Source organism: Mesorhizobium sp. WSM4847 (genome assembly GCF_055811335.1).
The window spans coordinates 1-18,992 of record NZ_JBVVPY010000044.1; the positions used below are offsets into that span (position 1 = coordinate 1).

13 protein-coding genes and 5 pseudogenes are annotated in these 18,992 nt (G+C 60.1%); 12 read left to right on the forward strand and 6 right to left on the reverse strand.

What is annotated here, in order from left to right; genetic code table 11:
- Window positions 1–1,530: 1,530 nt before the first annotated feature.
- Window positions 1,531–2,697: an IS110 family RNA-guided transposase gene (locus tag AC0L28_RS33280; protein ID WP_127257056.1), complete on the forward strand. Its 1,167-nt coding sequence runs from the start codon at window positions 1,531–1,533 to the stop codon at window positions 2,695–2,697.
- 573 nt (window positions 2,698–3,270) lie between these two features.
- Window positions 3,271–4,279 (forward strand): annotated as a pseudogene (locus AC0L28_RS33285) (IS256 family transposase); the annotation flags it as partial.
- Between the two features lie 302 nt (window positions 4,280–4,581).
- Here the strand turns inward: AC0L28_RS33285 and AC0L28_RS33290 are convergent.
- Window positions 4,582–5,798, reverse strand: a pseudogene (locus AC0L28_RS33290) (IS110 family RNA-guided transposase).
- Window positions 5,799–6,063: 265 nt separating this feature from the next.
- Here AC0L28_RS33290 and AC0L28_RS33295 point away from each other — a divergent pair.
- Window positions 6,064–6,279, forward strand: a pseudogene (locus AC0L28_RS33295) (transposase); the annotation flags it as partial.
- Here AC0L28_RS33295 and AC0L28_RS33300 read toward each other — a convergent pair.
- Window positions 6,280–6,486: a hypothetical protein gene (locus AC0L28_RS33300; protein WP_473482672.1), complete on the reverse strand. Its 207-nt coding sequence runs from the start codon at window positions 6,484–6,486 to the stop codon at window positions 6,280–6,282.
- A 368-nt stretch (window positions 6,487–6,854) separates the two neighbouring features.
- On the opposite strand from AC0L28_RS33300, the gene AC0L28_RS33305 reads away from it, so the two are divergent.
- From AC0L28_RS33305 to AC0L28_RS33315, 3 genes and pseudogenes are all read left to right on the forward strand, one after another.
- Window positions 6,855–7,217, forward strand: a complete 363-nt coding sequence (locus AC0L28_RS33305; RefSeq protein ID WP_473482674.1) for an MmgE/PrpD family protein — start codon at window positions 6,855–6,857, stop codon at window positions 7,215–7,217.
- Window positions 7,207–8,388: a M24 family metallopeptidase gene (locus AC0L28_RS33310; protein WP_473482675.1), complete on the forward strand. Its 1,182-nt coding sequence runs from the start codon at window positions 7,207–7,209 to the stop codon at window positions 8,386–8,388. The genes AC0L28_RS33305 and AC0L28_RS33310 overlap by 11 nt, the downstream gene beginning before the upstream one ends.
- A 575-nt stretch (window positions 8,389–8,963) precedes the next feature.
- Window positions 8,964–9,330 (forward strand): annotated as a pseudogene (locus tag AC0L28_RS33315) (IS21 family transposase); the annotation flags it as partial.
- 398 nt (window positions 9,331–9,728) lie between these two features.
- Here AC0L28_RS33315 and AC0L28_RS33320 read toward each other — a convergent pair.
- The 3 genes from AC0L28_RS33320 to AC0L28_RS33330 are packed head-to-tail and all read right to left on the reverse strand — an operon-like array spanning window position 9,729 to window position 13,177.
- Window positions 9,729–11,384, reverse strand: coding sequence for an ABC transporter ATP-binding protein (locus AC0L28_RS33320; RefSeq protein WP_473482677.1), 1,656 nt, complete (start codon window positions 11,382–11,384; stop codon window positions 9,729–9,731).
- Window positions 11,377–12,207, reverse strand: a complete 831-nt coding sequence (locus AC0L28_RS33325) for an ABC transporter permease (RefSeq protein WP_473482679.1) — start codon at window positions 12,205–12,207, stop codon at window positions 11,377–11,379. Before AC0L28_RS33325 ends, AC0L28_RS33320 begins: the two co-directional genes overlap by 8 nt.
- 10 nt (window positions 12,208–12,217) lie before the next feature.
- On the reverse strand, window positions 12,218–13,177 hold the full coding sequence (locus AC0L28_RS33330) for an ABC transporter permease (protein ID WP_473482681.1): 960 nt from the start codon (window positions 13,175–13,177) through the stop codon (window positions 12,218–12,220).
- A 662-nt stretch (window positions 13,178–13,839) separates the two neighbouring features.
- On the opposite strand from AC0L28_RS33330, the gene AC0L28_RS33335 reads away from it, so the two are divergent.
- The gene (locus tag AC0L28_RS33335; protein ID WP_473482683.1) at window positions 13,840–14,823 is read left to right on the forward strand and encodes an IS110 family RNA-guided transposase; all 984 of its coding nucleotides are present in this window, start codon (window positions 13,840–13,842) and stop codon (window positions 14,821–14,823) included.
- A gap of 159 nt (window positions 14,824–14,982) precedes the next feature.
- Here AC0L28_RS33335 and AC0L28_RS33340 read toward each other — a convergent pair whose 3' ends face one another.
- A complete protein-coding gene (locus tag AC0L28_RS33340; protein ID WP_473482694.1) occupies window positions 14,983–15,141 on the reverse strand; it encodes a hypothetical protein in 159 nt (52 codons plus the stop codon).
- Between AC0L28_RS33340 and AC0L28_RS33345 the strand changes: the two genes are divergently transcribed.
- The 5 genes and pseudogenes from AC0L28_RS33345 to AC0L28_RS33365 all read left to right on the forward strand — a co-directional run.
- Window positions 15,085–15,216 carry a transposase gene (locus AC0L28_RS33345; RefSeq protein ID WP_473482692.1) on the forward strand — a complete coding sequence of 44 codons (132 nt, stop codon included), beginning with the start codon at window positions 15,085–15,087 and terminating at the stop codon, window positions 15,214–15,216. The two genes, AC0L28_RS33340 and AC0L28_RS33345, sit on opposite strands and share 57 nt — an antisense overlap.
- A 343-nt stretch (window positions 15,217–15,559) precedes the next feature.
- Window positions 15,560–15,766, forward strand: a pseudogene (locus AC0L28_RS33350) (integrase core domain-containing protein); the annotation flags it as partial.
- An 868-nt stretch (window positions 15,767–16,634) separates the two neighbouring features.
- Window positions 16,635–17,789, forward strand: a complete 1,155-nt coding sequence (locus tag AC0L28_RS33355; RefSeq protein WP_473482686.1) for a M20 family metallopeptidase — start codon at window positions 16,635–16,637, stop codon at window positions 17,787–17,789.
- Between the two features lie 483 nt (window positions 17,790–18,272).
- Entirely contained in the window at window positions 18,273–18,764 is a 492-nt protein-coding gene (locus AC0L28_RS33360; protein ID WP_473482688.1) for an AMP-binding protein, read from the forward strand.
- On the forward strand, window positions 18,664–18,992 hold a 329-nt coding region (locus AC0L28_RS33365; RefSeq protein ID WP_473482690.1), incomplete at its 3' end, for an AMP-binding protein. The genes AC0L28_RS33360 and AC0L28_RS33365, both read left to right, overlap by 101 nt.

The following is an 18,992-nucleotide window of genomic DNA, read 5'->3' on the forward strand; positions in this document are numbered from 1 at the left end:
CGTCCACGGGTCGCATTGTACGAATTATCCCTACATCAACGCAGCAAATCTGCGTCTTCACGCTGCCTACGCGCAAAAGTATCCCACGGTGACGGCCGCCTTGCTCAAGGAGGCTGACAGCAACAAATCTTAACGCAAGCACCAGGGCTAGCCCTATGGCGGAACATCAGATTGTGATCACGTCGGGGGACAGGCGCCGCCGCTGGTCGGGGACGAGAAGGAGCGGTCTGGTCGCGGCGACGTTTGAGGCCGAGGCCAGTGTTTCGGAGATCGCCCGGTCTATGTGAGCCAGCTTCCGTTGGTGACACGAGTTCTGCGAGATGTAGGGGCGTCCATTCCGCAACTCGTCCCTGTGGAGATCGCCACGGCGCTACCAGCACCGCCGCCGACCCAAAGTTGAAGCCGGCGTCCAACCTTCGCCGGCGCCGCAAACCCAGTATGGTGACGATCGAGCTTGGCCGCCGGCGCTGCGGCTCGAGAGTGACGTCGAAAGCGAGGCGCTCGCGGATTCTCGATGTCCTGGAGCAGCGATGATCCCGGTCACCAGCGGTGTGAAGCCGTGGCGCGCCACCGGCCTCAAGCATACACGCAGAGCTTCCGGGGCTGGTGTTGTAGGAAGCTTGAAGCGCGATCCGCACGGCAGTCATCGGTTCTGTTTCTGGCGCGACACCACCTAGCTAAGCTAGGATCAAGGTTTCTTGAAAGACTGGCATGGCATCACCCACCACGGCGATCGTAGCGCACAGGTTCTTCGGCGATCGGCAACCCCCCGTCGTATGCTCGGACGTGGATAAAAATGATCCTGAACACAGGATTATCCTGAACCTAAGCCTTTTGACTCATCGTTCGCAGAGTTGACTCTTCAAGTTCGTGATCATCTTGCACCCCGCTTCTGTCACGACGATGGTCTCGCTCGTGCTCACATCTGCAACATCAAACACCGTCACGATAGAAGGATTATGGAAAGAAAGTCATATTTCGGAAGCAACGTCCGCGCTTCTCCCCGCTTGAACGAAGGCCCTCACCCCAATCAGGCGGAAAACAGACGCCGATCGAGAAACCTTCTCCTGAATCATCCCTCATAGCCGCCGTCCGTCACAGTTTTTGACCAAATAGCGCCGGACAGTACCTGATAGTTCCAGCAAGACCGGATTACCTTCGAAGATTTTCCTACCGGACCATGTTGCACTGCGCGTAGCTGGTACGAACGCCCGGAGCAACGAACGGTGCCGTACCCGGTACCCGCTCCCCATGCTTGTCACAACCCGCTGAATTTCGGCGGCGATGTCATTCTCGTTTGCGCCGCATGAATTTGGTTGATACCAGCCTCCATACCCGCTCCACGATCTGGGCAGCTTGGCGATATACTCGATTTCCAGGTCCGATTTAGGTCGTGTCCCACCGCGTGGTGTAGGTCGGCGGTAGCGAAGCCGCTGGCGAGCGCGCCCTCAACAGCGCTGTAGATGCTATGGGCGGCGGCGAGCGTGTGGCACCCTCGACGCTGTTGAGCAGCTACCTAAGGAGCGCCCCATGTCACCATCCTTTGATGCAAGCAAATCCCTTACCGCCCTTGATCAGGACAGCACGTTGGTCGCAGTGATTGAGATGAGCCAGACAAAGTGGCTCATAGCTGCGACGGTCCCTGGCTTTGAACGTAACCCTCTCAAGAAGCTCGATGCCGACCCGGATTCGGTGTTCAGGCTGTTGCGCCGCTGGCGCAGCGAAGCCATCCAAGCCGGGCGTGAAGTCCGGCGCATCGTTGTCGCCTATGAGGCTGGACGCGACGGCTTTTGGTTGGCGCGCTGGCTCCAGGCGCGCGCTGTCGAAGCTTATGTCATACATCCATCGAGCGTCGCGGTTTCCCGTGAACATCGGCGTGCCAAGACCGATCGCCTCGATACCGAACTGCTGATGCGCGCCTTTCTTGGCTGGCTGCGGGGCGAGAAGCGCCACTGCAGCATGGCAGCCATCCCAACCATCAATGAGGAGGAGGCCCGCCGTCCGAACCGTGAACGAGACAATCTCGTCCGCGAACGTACACGGATCGTCAACCGCATCAAGGCAATCCTCGCTCGCTTCGGCATTCGCGCCTTCAAACCCAATCTGCGCAAAGCTGCCGAGAAACTGGAGGCTCTGCATACGGCGGAAGGTATGCCCCTACCGGAACGAAGCCGAGCCGAGTTGCGCCGTAATCTCGGACGGCTTCACCTGTTGCGTGAACAAATCCACGAGATCGAACAGGAGCGGTTGCGGCAGCTCTCGGTGGTTCCGGACACGGAGAAGGGTCCGCTCGCGATGGTTCGCCTTCTTGCGCGGATCATCGGTGTCGGTATCGAGACTGCGGACATGCTGGTGAATGAGATTCTCTCACGCGGCCTGCGTGATCGGAGAGCCGTCGCCCGCTATGCCGGACTTACCGGGGCGCCGGATGAGAGCGGCCAACGCAGGCGCGAGAAAGGTCTTGCGCGGGCCGGCAACGCTCGCGTCCGCTACGGCATGATCCTACTGGCTTGGCGGTTCCTCCAATTCCAAAAGGACAGCGCGCTGGCGCACTGGTTTTGCGCGAGAACGGCCGATGGCCGTGGCGGTACGCGCAAGACAATGATCGTGGCTTTGGCGCGCAAGCTACTGATTGCCTTCTGGCGACTTGTCACGACCGGCGAGATCCCGACGGGAGTAGCCCTGCGTCCGGTATAAAGCATGGAGGAGGGGTTCGACAGGACGAGCATTGAAGTTTGGCAGCTGCAATAGCGTCTGCCGATAACGATCCGAGGTGGTGGTGATCCCGGCCGCTCACATGGCTTACGACGCCGCGCTGTAGAATGGGCCCACCGCCCGGAGCTTCGCCGCCGATGCGTATGGCTGCATCATGGTTTTTGATCCGCGAGGATCAACCGCATACAAGCTTGCGGCGCGTTTACGGCTCGCCGGATGGCGAGCTCCCCTCGGTTTGCAAGTTATAGACCTCTACGAACAGGCACCTGCCGGCTCAATGTAACGCTGCCGCCGTGCTCGTGACCATCAAGGGCAAGTCGCTTCGCGATGGCCAAAGGCCCACCCTTGACCGTCACTGCGCGCGGCGCCCCCAATGAACCCCGGAGCCAAAGCAGGAACAAATGGGGCGCCACAGCTGAACAAGGAGACGGAACGACTGAAAGATCACCTTGACAAAGATTAGCCCATACAAGCGAGCGAGCGGCTTCGCGGCGGTCATCGATGTTCTTCGGTAGGGTTGGGTTGCTGACACAACCTGATTCGAAGGAACCACCGATGACCAACGACATGATGAACCTGCGCACGCTCGTAGAGAAGACCCCCGACGCCGATATCCTGCGCGAGATGATCGGCTTTGCCGCCGAGCGGCTGATGGAACTGGAGGTGGGCGCCGCCACCGGCGCGCCCCATGGCGAGAAGAACCCGCTGCGGCTTGTCCAGCGCAACGGCTATCGCGACAGAGATTGGGAGACGCGGGCCGGCACTGTCGAGCTGCGCATCCCCAAGCTCAGGAAGGGCTCTTACTTCCCGAGCTTCCTGGAGCCGCGGCGCATGGCCGAGAAGGCGCTGATCGCCGTCATCCAGGAGGCCTACGTCCAGGGTATCTCGACCCGCTCGGTCGACGACCTGGTCAAGGCCATGGGCATGAGCGGCATCTCCAAAAGCCAGGTCTCGCGGCTGTGCAAAGAGATCGACGGCAAGGTCAAAGCGTTCCTTGAAAGACCCATCGAGGGCGACTGGCCATACCTGTGGATCGACGCCACCTACCTGAAGGTGCGTCGCGGCGGGCGCGTCGTCTCGGTCGCCGTCATCATCGCTGTCGGCGTCAACGCGGACGGCCGGCGCGAGGTGCTGGGCATGGAGGTGGCACGTCTGAGGCCGAGCCGATCTGGACGGAGTTTTTGCGCAAGCTGACCCGGCGCGGCCTGCGCGGCGTCAAGCTCGTCGTTTCCGATGCCCATGAAAAGGCATCAAGGCGGCCGTCACCAAGGTGCTGTGCGCGACATGGCAGCGCTGCCGCACCCACTTCATGAGGAACGTGCTGGCCCATGCCGGCAAGAGCGGGCGCCGCGTCGTCTCGGCTTTCATCGCCACCGCCTTCGCCCAGGAGACGGCCGAGGCCGCAAGCACGCAATGGCGCGCCGTCGCCGACCAGATCCGGCCGAAGGTGCCCAAGCTCGCCACCATCATGGACGACGCCGAGCCCGACGTGCTCGCCTACATGACCTTCCCCAAGGAACATCGTGCCAAGCTCCACTCGACGGATGACATCGACAAGCTTGATTTCGGCTTTTTCGACTCCCTGTGCGTTTCTTTGTTCGGCTTCAGTGAGCTGTTTCTTCGCCCCGGCCCACAGGATTTCCCGTGCGAGCGTGTCGAGACGCAGTCAAGGCTGGCCGGTGCGATGGCGCCACGGCCGGCTGCGAGGTTTCCAGGCCACGCCTTGACGGCGTCGAGCACGGCGCCAGTCTGGAGAGGACCGAGGCGTCGGTCGTGCCGCCACATTCCCTATGCTATATTTGTCCGGCACGGACGACCACGTGGCAAAGAGTGGTGCGAGAGGATGAGAGTGCCGCCACGCAGCCGTTATAGTCGTTCCTCGTTTGTGGCGTCCGTGCGCCGCTTCGGCCCGCGTGACCGCCAATGCCGAACCATCAGCTCGTAGGCACGTTCGGCATTCTCGGCCGCGGCTTTCTCGCTGTTTCGCAACTCCTTCACGTTGTAGGCGTAAGCCGAACCGCGGCGACCGACACCGCGCTCGCCCGGCGCGCCAGCCTTGAGAGCGAGCTGCCTCTGTTTTGCCGCCACCAACGCCGGGCGAGCCCAGAAGTAGTCCTGCTCTTTTGTCAGCAGATGCCAGATCAACACCGCGAGCTTGCGGGCGACCGCCACGGCTGCGACCTGATGGCCGCGCTTGTTGCGGATGCGCAGGAAGAAGGCCCTGAGCGGTCCGGGCGCCTTCGCCGCCGCCCAGGCGGCCTCGACCAGCATGGCGCGGGCATGGGAACGGCCATGCTTGCTGATGCGCCCATACTGAGCGACGCCAAGACCGGATTGGCGCACACGCGGATTGAGGCCGAAGTAGCTCACCAGCTTCTGCGGCTCGCGGAACCGCCGGATGTCGCCGACGGCGGCGATGATACCGCTCGCGACGATGGCATTGACGCCGGTGATCGTCTGAAGCCGCCGGACTTGCACATCATCAACCGCTTCCCGGGCGATGTCGCGATCAATGTCAGCCAGATCCTCGGCCAGGCGGTCGATCTCGCGGATGTGCCGTGCGATCGCGGCCCGCTCGTCGTCGGGAAGCACCTGCCGCTCGAGCCAGGCGCGACCCCGACGGTTGAACAGATCGGCATGCGGGCACTTCGGCACGAGGTGCGCCTGCAGGATGCCATGCACCTCGTTCTTCACGCGCGTGCGATGCCGCACGACTTGGTTGCGCCGCGCGACGAGGCGGCGAAGCCGCTCAGTCCGCTCATCGGGAACCCAGACCTCCGGCAGAAAGCCGCTGGCATGGAGCTGCGCCAGAACCCCGGCATCGATCTTGTCGGTCTTGATCCTGGCATGGGCGATCGCCTTCACCTGCATCGGGTTGGCGACAATCACCCGGCCGACATAGGGCGACAGAACCCGCACCACCGCCATGGCGTTGCCGTAGCTTCGACGACAACCTCATCCGTCCGTCGCAAACTGCGGCCGAAGCCTTCCAGCCCCGAGCGGGTCATGTCGACCCGTCCGTGATGGCGCAGTTGGCCATCTTCCCAAACCACCACCTCCGCAAAGGTGCGGTGGATGTCCATTCCAATCACACGTCTCATCGGCTCCCTCTCCTCAAACAGTCGGGAGCCGGCGGGCGACGCGACACCTACGGATCCGCGCTCTCGGCGCAACCGGGCAGGTCGCAGGGGCGGCCAGCTACTAACGCGAGCTCGCAGCTCATCGAATTGATCGGCCTGCCCGCACTTGGCGTGCTCCCGGTGCCCCTGTCCCGGATGGTCGCACCATACGCCGAAAATCGATCATCTCCAGCGGGGATCGGATGGCACCGTCATGATCATACCGGTTACCAACCCGATCGAGCGCCTCAACGGCGAGATCAAGCGGCGCACCGAGGTCATCGGCATCTTCCCAAATGATGACGCCATCGTCCGCCTGGTTGGCGCGATCTTGCTCGAACAGAACTACGAATGGGCCGTGCATCGCGCCAGATACATGACGCTGGAAACCATCAGCCAAATGAGCGATGATACTCTCATCAGCCTGCCAGCCGTGGCGCGCTGATCAGCCCGGCCCCATGCCGGAGAGCGCGGCGACCAAGCCGTCAGCTACACCACGCCAGTGGGCACGATCCGATTTTACGGCTCTTGCGCTTTCGACGATCATCGAACCGTCTTCAATCCTCGCGCTATGGAGCCGTTCTCTCAGTTGTTCGTAGTTAGCGATCGAACCAGTTTTTTCAGTGCTAATGATTGAGTTGGCGTAGCCCATGTTTCGAATCGTTTCCGCAAGAACCTGGATGGCACGCCACTCCGCGTGTGCAGAAGTTTCCTCCCGAATTTCAGTTGTGACCGCAAGGTGCAACGCAGTCGCAATTGTGCGTCATCTCTTAGAAAACGCAGAATTTATGCGGCACCTTGGGACGTTTCGGCTCTTCCGGCCAACTAGCGCTTGCTACAGTTTCGCGCAGACGCATCGCCGAAAGTCATAGGCGAAAGGGCATCGAGAAGGTTGGTATTCAAACATCCGTTCGGAAGGATGGGCACGGCATTCGTGCAAATCGAGAAGGGCAATGGGGCAAAAAAGATGGGCCTCGGCTCGAGAGATCTGTGTACTGAATCGACCCATGAAAGTTGGCGATGGACCTGACGGCAAGAAGTATTGAGCACGTTCTCGACTCTCGGTTCGAATCAATACCCAAAGAGGCGATTGAGCGAGCGGAGCTCTCCATCCTCGACACCCATGCGAGCGCGATTGGCGGGTCCAACGACTCTGTCGGACACAAGGCCCGCCGACTGGGCGTTGTGTCTGGCGGCGCACCTGAATGCACGGTGTGGATCTCAGGAGAAAAGCTAATGGCGGCGCTCACGTTGGAAACCATTGAACCGTATATCGGGCCAGCTGCACGGGTGAGCGCATTTAAAAGAACGATCAACCGACCCTCGGTGCAACCATCAACACGACCTTCACCAGACCGAACTGCGAGGCTTCATGAACTTTGAAAAACCTTTTCTTCCTGCTGAGTATCAGCGCCGCGTGCATGACGTCAAGCAGCGCATGGACCGAGCAGGAATCGACCTGCTAATCTGTCAAGATCCTGCGAACATGAATTGGCTGACTGGGTATGATGCTTGGTCATTCCAGTACCCACAAGTGGTGCTATTACATCTGCATTCCGACATGCCTATCTGGACTGGACGGCTTGTCGATGTTACCGGAGCTCGCGTTACCACAGGTTTGCCTGCCGAGAATATCGTTTCGTATTCCGATCACTTGGTCGATCATCCCGATCTGCACCCGTTCGATGATCTCTGCGAACTTATCAAATCACGTGGATGGGGATCTGATCGGATTGGCGTAGAACTCGACGCGGATTACTACACGGCGAAGGGACACCAGCACCTCGTTAAAGGCCTTCCGAACGCCAAGTTCACTGACACTCGCTCACTGGTTAACTGGGCACGAGTCGTTAAATCAGAGGCCGAACTTGTATACATGAGAGAAGCGGGCCAGATCGTCAGCAAAACAATGCGCGACGTGATTGCAAATCTCAAGCCAGGTGTCCCGCACTACAAAGTGGCCGCAGAAGTATATAGGTCTCATATAATGGGCGTTGACGGAAAATTCGGGGACTATACGAGTGCTTGCCCGCTAATTCAATTTGGCGAAAACACTAACGCTCCTCACCTGACTTGGACCGAGAGACCGTTGCCTTCTTCCGGATTGGTCCAGCTCGAGCTCGCAGGGGCACGGCGGCATTATCATGCCGCTTCGTGCCGCGCTGTCTACATCGGGAAGCCGCCCGAAGAAGTTAAGCGCTTGGCGAACGTGGTAGTAGACGGTGTTGATGCCGTTCTCGAAAAGGCGAGGCCGGGGGTGGTCGTTGCAGAGGTCGACGCCGTATGGCAAAGTTTACTTAAACGTAACGGTTATAGCAAGAAGGGGCGCTCAGGCTATTCCATCGGCATTAGCTATCCGCCGACTTGGCTTGAGAAGACAGTTAGCATTCGCGCGGAAGACAAGACCGTTCTCCAAGCCGGCATGTGCTTCCATTTCCAAACTGGCGTGAGGCTCCCTGAGTTCGGGGTGGCGATTTCTGAAACCTTTGTCGTCACCGAATCAGGTGGTGAACGGTTGTCTGATGTCGAGCGGAAACTGATTGTTGTGAGCTAACTCGAACTAGCTCCACTGCTAGAAGCGCTTGTGGGGCACTTCCTGCATTCGGGCGTTCGCCACCGTTGCTGCGGCGGAGCGAATCGCAAGTGCAGCTCTTTCACAGAGCGACGCGAGCGCGTATTCGTGCCTCGCGCCGCCTCTCCCAGCCAAATGCGGGCCTAGGAGTTCGCGCGGCCCTAAGAATGGTGGAACAACTCCACCGCAGTCGGGTCAAACGAAGAGCTAACGCTCACAGCTACTCGTCAGGCCAGCAGTGGTACCGACTCTACCCCGCAAACCACCGGCGTGTCCGTTTCGCGGATAGACGAACTCCAATGGCGCTGGTTCTAACGGCTGCAGACACGACATGTCTCAGGGGATGACGATGGATTTGACGACACGAATCATCAGGCACGTTCTCGACTCTCGGTTCGAATCAATACCCAAAGAGGCGATTGAGCGAGCGGAGCTCTCCATCCTCGACACCCTTGCGAGCGCGATTGGCGGATCCAACGACTCTGTCGCACACAAGGCCCGCCGACTGGGCGTTGTGTCTGGCGTGCCGGCGGCGGCCACGATGACGAGCGGCTGCTGTTTGGCAGGAGTATCGCGCCGCCCATCCCGACGGCTACGGCTACACCTGGTTCTGCGAGCACTTCAACGCATTCGAGCACCGGACGAGCGCGACATTCCGCAACCGGCATGCGACGGGCGCTGTGATGCAGACGGACTATGCCGGGCAACGGTGCGGTTGATCGATCAGGCGACCGGCGTCATTTACCCGGCGCAGACTTTGTCGCGGTGCTGGGCGCATCCAATCTGACCTTCGCCTTTGCCAGCTCCAGTCAAAGGCTGCCGGACTGATCGGGGGCCAGGTATGAGCGTTCGCCTCCTTCGGCGGCGTCACCAGAGCGATCCGTGTGCGACGACAACCTGAAGGCCGGTGTCGTCAAGGCGCTGTAGGCCTTCTCGGCACGACGGGGATCCTGATTATCGCCGCACCGATCTCGGCTACCTCGACCTCATCGAACTGAGAAGAGCCGCGTTATGCCCTGATCCGCAACCGGCCAGTCTGATCCTCGTCGTTCCCGACGACTCCACCGCAAGCAGAGACGTCGCTGAAAAGCGGCCCGTCGTACTGATCCTAGATTCTGTCGAAATGGCCGCCAATGCCGATGCAAGTTAGATCGTTTCCGACTTCGTCACTGCCAATCGCGACCGGCTACGCCTGTTCGTGCGGATCGACCACCTCCCGACCGGCCTCACCGAGGACCACCTCGCCGCCGCCCTGTGCGGCCCGTCCGCAGTGCATCCCGAACCAAGTTCGCGTCGCTCGGGAGCCGGTGTTCCCTTGTAATTCAGTTCCCCGCGCTTTCCATCCGACGGTTCTTGATCGCATGCTCCAGCCAGCCAAGCTCCATCTTGGGCACGGAAGACAGCAGCAGGTCGGTGTAGGGGTCGAAGGGCGGGGTCAGCACCTGCGTCTTTGAGCCGCAGCGCACCACCTCACCGCGATACATCACCACTATGGAATCGGCGATCGCCTTCACGGTCGCGAGGTCGTGTGTGATGAACAGGTATGCCACATTCTTCATCTTCTGCAAGCGCAGCAACAACTTGAGAATGCCATCCGCTACCAATGGGTCGAGCGCGCTGGTCACTTCGTCACAGATAATGAGCTTCGGCTTGGCCGCGAGCGCGCGGGCGATGCAGACGCGCTGTTTCTGGCCGCCGGAAAGCTCGGCCGGGTAGCGGTCGATTAAACCCTGGCCCATTTCGATCTGATCGAGCAGCTCGACGACACGGGCGTCGCGTTCGCGCCCGCGCATGCCGAAGTAGAATTCCAGCGGCCGGCCGATGATGGTACCGACGGTCTGGCGCGGGTTCATCGCCACGTCGGCCATCTGGTAGATCATCTGCAGCTGACGCAGATCCTCCTTCGGCCGGTCCGCCAGCCGATTGGCGAGCGGGCGCCCGTCGAAGGTGACGGTTCCGTGTTCGGGCGGCAACAGACCGGTGATGGCGCGCGCCAGCGTGGACTTGCCGGAACCGGACTCGCCGACGACGGCAAGCGTCTGGCCAGGGTGCACCTCACCCGAGACGTTCTTCAGAACTTTGAAATGCCCGCCGCCATAGGCCGCGGTGACATTCTGGACCAAGAGCAGCGGCCTGTTCGACGGCTTCTTCTCGTCGTGCGCGATTGAACGCACCGAGACGAGCGCCTTGGTGTAGTCCATCCGCGGCGCTTCGATGATCTGCCGCGTCTCGCCATGCTCAACCATCTTGCCGTGGCGCAGCACCATGATTTCGTCCGAGACCTGGGCGACGACGGCGAGGTCGTGGGTGATGTAGAGCGCCGCGACATGGGTGTCGCGGATGGCGTCCTTGATCGCCGCCAGCACGTCGATCTGCGTCGTCACGTCGAGGGCCGTGGTCGGCTCGTCGAAGACGATCAGGTCGGGCTCGGAGCACAGCGCCATCGCCGTCATCACGCGCTGCAACTGGCCACCCGATACCTGGTGCGGAAAGCGTTCGCCGATGGTTTCGGGGTTCGGCAGGCTGAGCTTCTTGAACAGTGCGACGGCGCGCTTCTCGGCCTCGGCGCGCGTCGCCGTGCCATGCAGCAGCGTCGCTTCCACCACCTGGTCCATCAGTCGGTGCGCCGGGTTGAAGGCGGCGGCAGCCGATTGCGCGACATAGCAGACCTCGCGGCCGCGCAGCTTGCGAAAGCCCTCCTTGCCGCCCTTGAGGATGTCGCGGCCGTTGAGGATGACCTCGCCGCCTGTGATGCGCACGCCGCCGCGGCCATAGCCCATCGACGCCAGGCCGATGGTCGACTTGCCGGCGCCGGACTCGCCGATCAGGCCGAGCACCTTGCCCTTCTCGAGTGTCAGCGAGACGTCGTGGACCAGCACGATGTTCTTCGGCGCCTCGCCGGGCGGATAGACCGTGGCCTCGATGCGCAGATTGCGGATGTCGAGCAGCAGGCCGGATTTCGCTTTGCTGTCAGCCATCACCGCGCCCTCCCTTCAGGCTCGTCGTGCGGTTGAGCACCCAGTCGGCGACAAGGTTGACCGAAATCGCCAGCATGGCAATCGCCGCGGCGGGGATGAGCGCCGCCGCGATGCCGAAGACGATGCCGTCCTTGTTTTCCTTGACCATGCCGCCCCAGTCGGCGCTAGGCGGCTGCACGCCGAGGCCGAGGAAGGACAGTGTCGACAGGAACAGCACGGCATAGATGAAGCGCAGGCCGAGTTCCGAAACCAGCGGCGACAACGCATTGGGCAGGATCTCGCGGAAGATGATCCACGTGCTGCCTTCGCCGCGCAGCTTGGCCGCCTCGACGAAATCCATGACGTTGATGTCGACGGCGACCGCGCGCGACAGGCGGTAAACGCGGGTCGAGTCGAGGATGCCCATGACCAGGATCAGCGTTACCAGGTTGGTTGGCAGCACCGAGAGCACGACGAGGCCCATGATCAGCGTCGGGATCGACATCAGGAGATCGACAAGGCGCGACATAAGCGTGTCGAACCAGCCGCCGAAAACCGCCGCCGAGAAGCCGAGGATGGCACCCAGTGAGAAGGACAGCGCGGTGGCCAGAACCGCGATGAACAGCGTGACGCGGGCGCCGTAGATCATACGCGAAAGAAGGTCGCGGCCGAGATTGTCGGTGCCCAGCCAATGAGTCGCCGACATCGGTGCCCAGACGTCGCCGACGATCTCGCCATTGCCGTACGGCGCGATCCAGGGCGCGAAGATCGCCGCCAGCACGAACAGCGCAGTCAGCACCAGGCCGATCAGCGCCGGGATGGGGATGCGTTTTATGTCGAGCATACCCGCTCCCCTATTTCGGATGTCTGAGACGCGGATTGGCGACAATCGCCGCTATGTCCGCAATGATGTTGAGGCTGATATAAACGGCGGCGAAGATCAGGCCGACCGCCTGCACCACCGGCACGTCGCGCTTGGTGACGTGGTCGACGAGATATTGCCCCATGCCCGGGTAGACGAAGATCACTTCGACCACGACGACGCCGACGATCAGATAGGCGAGGTTGAGCATGACGACGTTGATGATCGGCGCAATCGAATTGGGGAAGGCATGCCTGCGGATGACGGAAAATGCCGAAAGCCCCTTGAGCTCGGCGGTTTCCACATAAGCCGACTGCATGACATTGAGGATCGCCGCGCGCGTCATACGCATCATGTGGGCGAGCACCACCAGCGTCAGCGCCGCCGCCGGCAGCGTGATCGCCAGCATGCGCTCACCGAAAGGCATTCCGTCATAGACGGTGGAGATGCCGGGGAATATCTGGTATTTCACGGCGAAGAAATAGACCAGCACATAACCGATGAAGAATTCGGGAAACGACGTCGAGGCGAGCGCCAGTCCGGAGATCAGCTTGTCGACCCAGCCATTGCGGTAACGCACCGCGATCAGGCCGAGGATGATCGCCAGCGGCACGGCAACGACCGCCGCCCAGAAGGCGAGGAACAGCGTGTTCCACAACCGCCCCTTGATCGACGTCGCAATATCCTGCCCGCTGGACATGGCGGTGCCGAGATCACCGGTCACGACGCCGCCGAGCCAATGGAAATACCTCACGTAGGCAGGCTGGTTGAGACCGAGCTGCTCGCGCAGATTGGCGAGCGACTCCGGTGTCGCCGACTGTCCGAGGATGGCTTGCGCGACATCGCCGGGCAGGATCTGGGTGCCGGCGAAGATCAGGACCGACACGGCCAACAGCAGGAGAACGCCCAGCGCGATACGCTGGGAGATCAGTCTCACGATGGGCGATTTCACAGGGCAGCTCCGATCGACCAACATTTGCTGAACGCATAGCCGTCCATCAGATTGGTCCGCGCGCAGACATGCCCGCTTCCCCCGTCGGATAAGGCGGCGCTGTCCTGGTGGAACATCGGGATCGCCCTACACTCAATGATTTGCATCGTCAGATTCATCGCCAAACATCCGAAACCCACTGCGCCTCACGACGGGTTTGATATCACGCCAGTTATGTCCTTCTCCGGCTTTGGAGGGACCAAGACGCAGATTTTCCTCGCGTCTTACCTCATACGGCAACACTTTTACCGGGATAAAAGACGTGGTGGGTTGGCGTCCAAGCACTGCCTCAACTTAATCTCGCGGTCGGGCGCACGGCCTTGGAATTCTCTTCAGCCCCTGTGACATAGTGACGGTGCCAACGTGTAATAGTTTGGCACGCGGGTTGTTCGAAACGGTCGGCGAGCCGCGGCAGAGTTTTTGCAATCACGATGGCCACTGACCTGAGACACTGAACTTCCTCCAGATTTGGGTAGGGTCCGTGGGTCAAGGAGACGGACGATGCGACCCTCGCGGTTCACGGAAGAGATGGGGTATTCGGTTCAGCTCGCTGACGCCTGGCCCCTTTTCGGATCATGACGTTCGTCTGAATGCTCAGAGCCGACCGGCAAGAGGAGATCGGCATGAGCGTTTATGCAGGACTGGATACTTCACTCGACGCGCTAGCTATTTGCGTTATCGCCGAGACCGGCGAGATACTGTGGCAGGGGAAGGTGCTCGGTGACCCGGAAGCCGTGACGGCTGCACTTCAGGGATGGCGGGACGATCTCGTTCGCGTTGGCTTGGAAGCTGGTGCGACATCGGAGTGGATCGGCGGATACTTAGTCGACGAGGGCTTCCCTGTGGTGTGTCTCGAGAGTCGACATGTCAAAGCGGCTCTGGGCGCGATGACGGTGAAGACGGACCGGAATGACGCGCAGGGGATTGCACAGATTGTCCGCACAGGTTGGTTCAAGACAGTTCATCTGAAGTCCGCTGCCGGTCAGAGGCTGCGCACGCTCACCGCCGCGCGCAAGGCTACCGTCAGGGCGGTCACTCCCAACGAGCAGGTCATCCTTGTTGCGTCCCCTGGGGCTAGAGTAGAGTCCGTCACGCGCGTTCGTTTCGAGGCAAGGGTTCGACAGCTCGTCGGAGCGGATCGGCTGTTGCTGGGTATCTTTGAACCGCTTCTGCAGATGCACAGGTGTCTGCGCGAGAACCTGGCGGATCCGCCCCGGCTCGTCCTGAGAGCGGTTCGAGTGGATCTCATCTGCCGTCGCCTCGTGACCATGCCTGGTATAGGACCCGTCACCGCGCTCACCTACAGGGCAACGATCGATGATCCCAAGCGCTTCCGCCGACACAGGTCGGTCGGTGAGTATCTCGGCCTCACACCGCGAAGATACCAGTCTGGAGAAGTCGACAGTGTCAGTCGCATCACCAAAGTGGGTGACAGTGAGACGCGAACGGCCTTGTTCGAAGCGGCCAACGTCATCCTGCGCCCGACAACTCGATGGTCGAGCAATGAAGGCTTGGGCAATGAAGATTGTCAATCGACAGGGTGCCCGACGTGCGAAGGTCGACCTGGCCAGACGAATGGCAGTCACCCTTCACCGCATGTGGGTTGACGAACAGGATTTCCGTTGGTCGGCAGCTTAGGCTGAGCCAGCCACGGAATAGCGAGCGCTCGATGGAGGGCGCGGTCCGGACGAGTTCGCATGATCTTGTCGTTGCCGGTTCCCGAGCACGCCGAGAGAGCTTTGAACCGATCGGACCCACGGACACCATCATGCCGGCGGCTGCGTGCCGACCGCGAACAGAAGCAAAAAACCTGCATCGAACGTCACGCCTTGACCGGAGGACACCGAATACAGAAGCAGATAATCAGAATGCTGAAGGAGCAGCAGGCCGGTGGAAAGACGTTTGATGTATGTTGCCGCAAGCATGGCATCTCGGCAGCGACCTTCTACAAATTCAAGGCCAAGTTCGGGGGATGGACCTGTCCGACGCCCGTCGCCTGAAGACTCTGGAAGACGAGACGCCCTGCTGAAGAAGCTCCGGCCGAGCAGATGCTCGACAACGCGATCCTGAAGGATGTTGCCGCAAAAAATGGTGACGCCCGATGCGCAGCGGGAGGCGGCGGCTCATGCCTGTGAGGTGGACAAGGTGAGCCAGCGTCGGGCGTGCCAGGCTCTGCACATCGATCATTTGACGGTGCGCTACATCAGCGGACGATGAGGCGTTGCGCGAGGCGATGAAGGCCGTGGCGGCGGAGAGCCGGCGCCTCGGCTATCGCGGGCTCCACGTCATGATGGATCGGAACGGCATCGTGAAGAACCAAAAAAGCTGCGGCGCACCCGCTGGCGCGGGCGGCCCGCCACGATCGTTTCCGACAACCGCACGGAGCTGACCTCCATGACAGTCCTGCGCTGGTGCCAGCAGACCGGCGTCGGATGGCACTATATCGCGCCGGGTAAGCCCATGCAGATTGCCTTCGTCGAGAGCTTCAACGGGCGCTTCAGGGACGAGTGCCTCAACGACACGCTGTCCTCGACGCTCTCCAAGGCCCGCAGCGCCACATCACCTCATGGAAAGTAGGATTACAATCACCACGGAGACTCTTTCTCAAGCCGGAGGAGACCAGGGTCGTTCAAAAAACGCACGGCTAATCCCCTCACAATCCACCACGTCACGGGCAGAAGACCGACGGCTGTTGGCGAGACTATTACAAATCATCAGCCGCAATCACGCCAATCACTACGTCGGTGCCCAAACGACCGCAAGTTCGACCAATTCTTCTGTCGTAAGGCGCTTGTTGCGTCGCACGGCATTGGGAGGCTTCCGGTCAATTTGATGGACGGTGTTCTCGCAGGAAAGACGATTTCTACGCAGGAAAACTGCGGGCTAGGATCGATCATAGCTGGAAGTCGGCAGCCACGAATGCTTATAATGAGCAGGTCAGCGATGGCGCGGGACACTCGCGCTTCGGTTGGCATCTATCTTCTCCGCGGATCGCGCCATGCACCGCAAACAAAAAGCCGCTCGCGCTACTTAATTTGGCAGCCCTCGGTATGCGAATACCTGTTTATCTTTCGCTGAGGTTGTTCGCAACAGATCAGTACACCCGCGATGTGACTTGAACCCTAATGCTCGATAAGGAAAGCAACCTTCATAGTTTGGATATCCTTTGACATGAGTTTCCATCCACAAGAAACGCCATCTACATGGATCTTGCAAAGCAGGGGCTCATTTCGAAAAACGACTAAAGACTCTATTGAACAGAATTATGATAATAGGCTGCGCAGCATAAATTACCAAGACTGTATGCTATGGTTATCGAGCGAACGCGCGCTTATCTAATACAACAAGATTGTTTCGGACTCGTTATCGACCTGTGCATGTTTGAAGTAGCTTGGAATTAAGAACGACAGGAGAGTTTATGTCATCCTCCATAACCGCACAAACAATATCGCTTCTTCAGGAACTTATAAAAATCGAGAGCATCAATCCATCATTGTCCCCAGAAGGGAGTGGCGAGCAAAGGGTTGCCGAGTTGCTCGAGGTTTTTTGCAAGCAGCGAAATCTGCCATATGAATTTCAGGAAGTAACAGACGGCCGCCAAAACGTCTTGACCTGGGTTCCGGGACAGGATCCTGACAAGCGGATTCTCTTCATCGCTCATATGGATACTGTGCCCGTTGCGAGAGCCCAATGGGAATCAGATCCATTCTCAGGAGAGCAAAGAGCCGGGCGGATCTATGGTCGAGGCAGTTGCGATGATAAGGGTCCACTCGCAGCTATGTTGATCGCCCTTAGCACCCTTGGGGAGCGGCAACCCAAAGCCACAGTCGTCGTTGCGGCTAGTATTGACGAGGAATACCGCAAAATCGGCGCTCGCTCTATTGCTCGTTCAGGCGTGTCCTACGATGCGGCAGTGGTGGGCGAACCAACTAACTTAGAGGTGGTTGTCGCTCACAAGGGTTCGGTCCGCTGGCAAGTCGAAGTTGAGGGCGTGCCCGCCCATACCTCGAGGCCCCATCTTGGGGTCAATGCGATTACGGTAATGGCTAAGATTGTTTCGGCGCTTGATGAATTTGGTAAGACCCTGGCGTCCCGAACACACCCATTGGTCGGCCCACCGGCTCTAACGGTCAGCCTCATCGAAGGAGGCATAGAACTAACGACTGTGCCTCCGGTATGCCGCATTTGGATCGATCGTCGCCTCACACCAGGAGAACAGGCGCCGCAAGCGATACAGGAAGTCGAGAACATACTCGAAACTTTCCGTCAGGGTGACAATAAGATCAAGGTGCGCTCTTTGCTACCTGCGCTGGAAGATCCGGCTCCGCCTAGCGCCGAGTCAACCAAAATTGCAGCAGTGGCAGCAAAGGCCTGCACTGATGTAGCCGGAACCGGCAAATACATAGGGGCGCCCTGGGGCACGGATGCAAGCCAGCTGTCATTGGCCGGAATTCCTTGCATCGTTCTTGGCCCGGGAAGTGCGGACCAGGCCCATACGAACAGCGAGTTCGTCGAAATAGATCAGCTGGCAAAAGCGGTCGAGATATACCAACGAATCATGCTTAGCTATTAGATTTATTAACTGAGTGAATTGGAATGAGCGTCCTGCCGAACTTTCAACAGGTTCAACTGGATATGGGCTGCGGGAGGCCTCGAGCAACCACGAAGCTCGGAACCGGCGATCGTTGTAGCTTGGGAGCCGCGAATTTCCGGATCATCAGTCCTGTCAAAAGTTACGATGCTAGTTAGCCATGCCGAACCCCGTCTTAATCAAGAGCTTCGGCGCGTTCCGTTCGTCGAGACGTTCGAATGAAGGCCCAAACGACACCTCATAGACGGCTTGGTGCGCCAATAATGCGCGGGGCCCGAATAGTAGAAATGCACTTAAGAGCGCCAGGATGACAACAGGAACACAAAGGCTTGAAGAGCAGGAACATCAGCGCGGCCGACCAGGCGATACGTTCGTTGCGCCGCTTGATGGGTTCAGTCACGTATCGGGCGACCGCTCGCAACCCCTTCTGCACAAGACCATTCCAGCCCTGTTTGCCAAAACAGAGTGGCGAAATACGGCCCGCGCGAAGCCGCGGTTTTTCTGGGCCAGAACAAGCGCTTCACGTGGAACGGATTGGCCGAGGCAGCCGACTGCTCCGCCGCCGGCCTGCTGAAGTTCGGGCTCGAAAAGGGCGACCGCGTCGGCATCTGGTCGCCCAACCGCTGGGAATGGCTGGTGACGCAGTTCGCCACCGCCCGCATCGGCCTGATCCTAGTCAACATCAACCCGGCCTACCGGCTGACCGAACTCGACTATGCGCTGAACAAGGTCGGCCGCAAGGCGCTGGGCGCTGGTGACGGCGGCCAGCTTCAAGACATCGGACTGTCTCGGCATAATCGCGACGCTGGCGCCGGAGATCGCGACTGCGATACCGGGCAAACTTGGGGCGAAAAAATTGCCGGCGCTAAAAATCGTCATCCGCATGGGCGAGGAGCATTCGCCCGGCATGCTCAATTTCGCCGATGTGCTGGCCATGGCCGGCCGCGACGAGCATGACAGCCTCGACCGCATTTCCGAGGAGCTGAAGCCGAACGATGCGATCAACATCCAGTTCACTTCAGGCACCACGGGCGCGCCCAAGGGCGCGACGCTGACCCACAACAACATCGTCAACAACGGCAATTTCGTCACCTCGGCGATCAGGCTGACCGTCGAGGACCGGCTGTGCATCCCGGTGCCGCTCTATCACTGCTTCGGCATGTCGATGGGCACGATCGGCTGCGT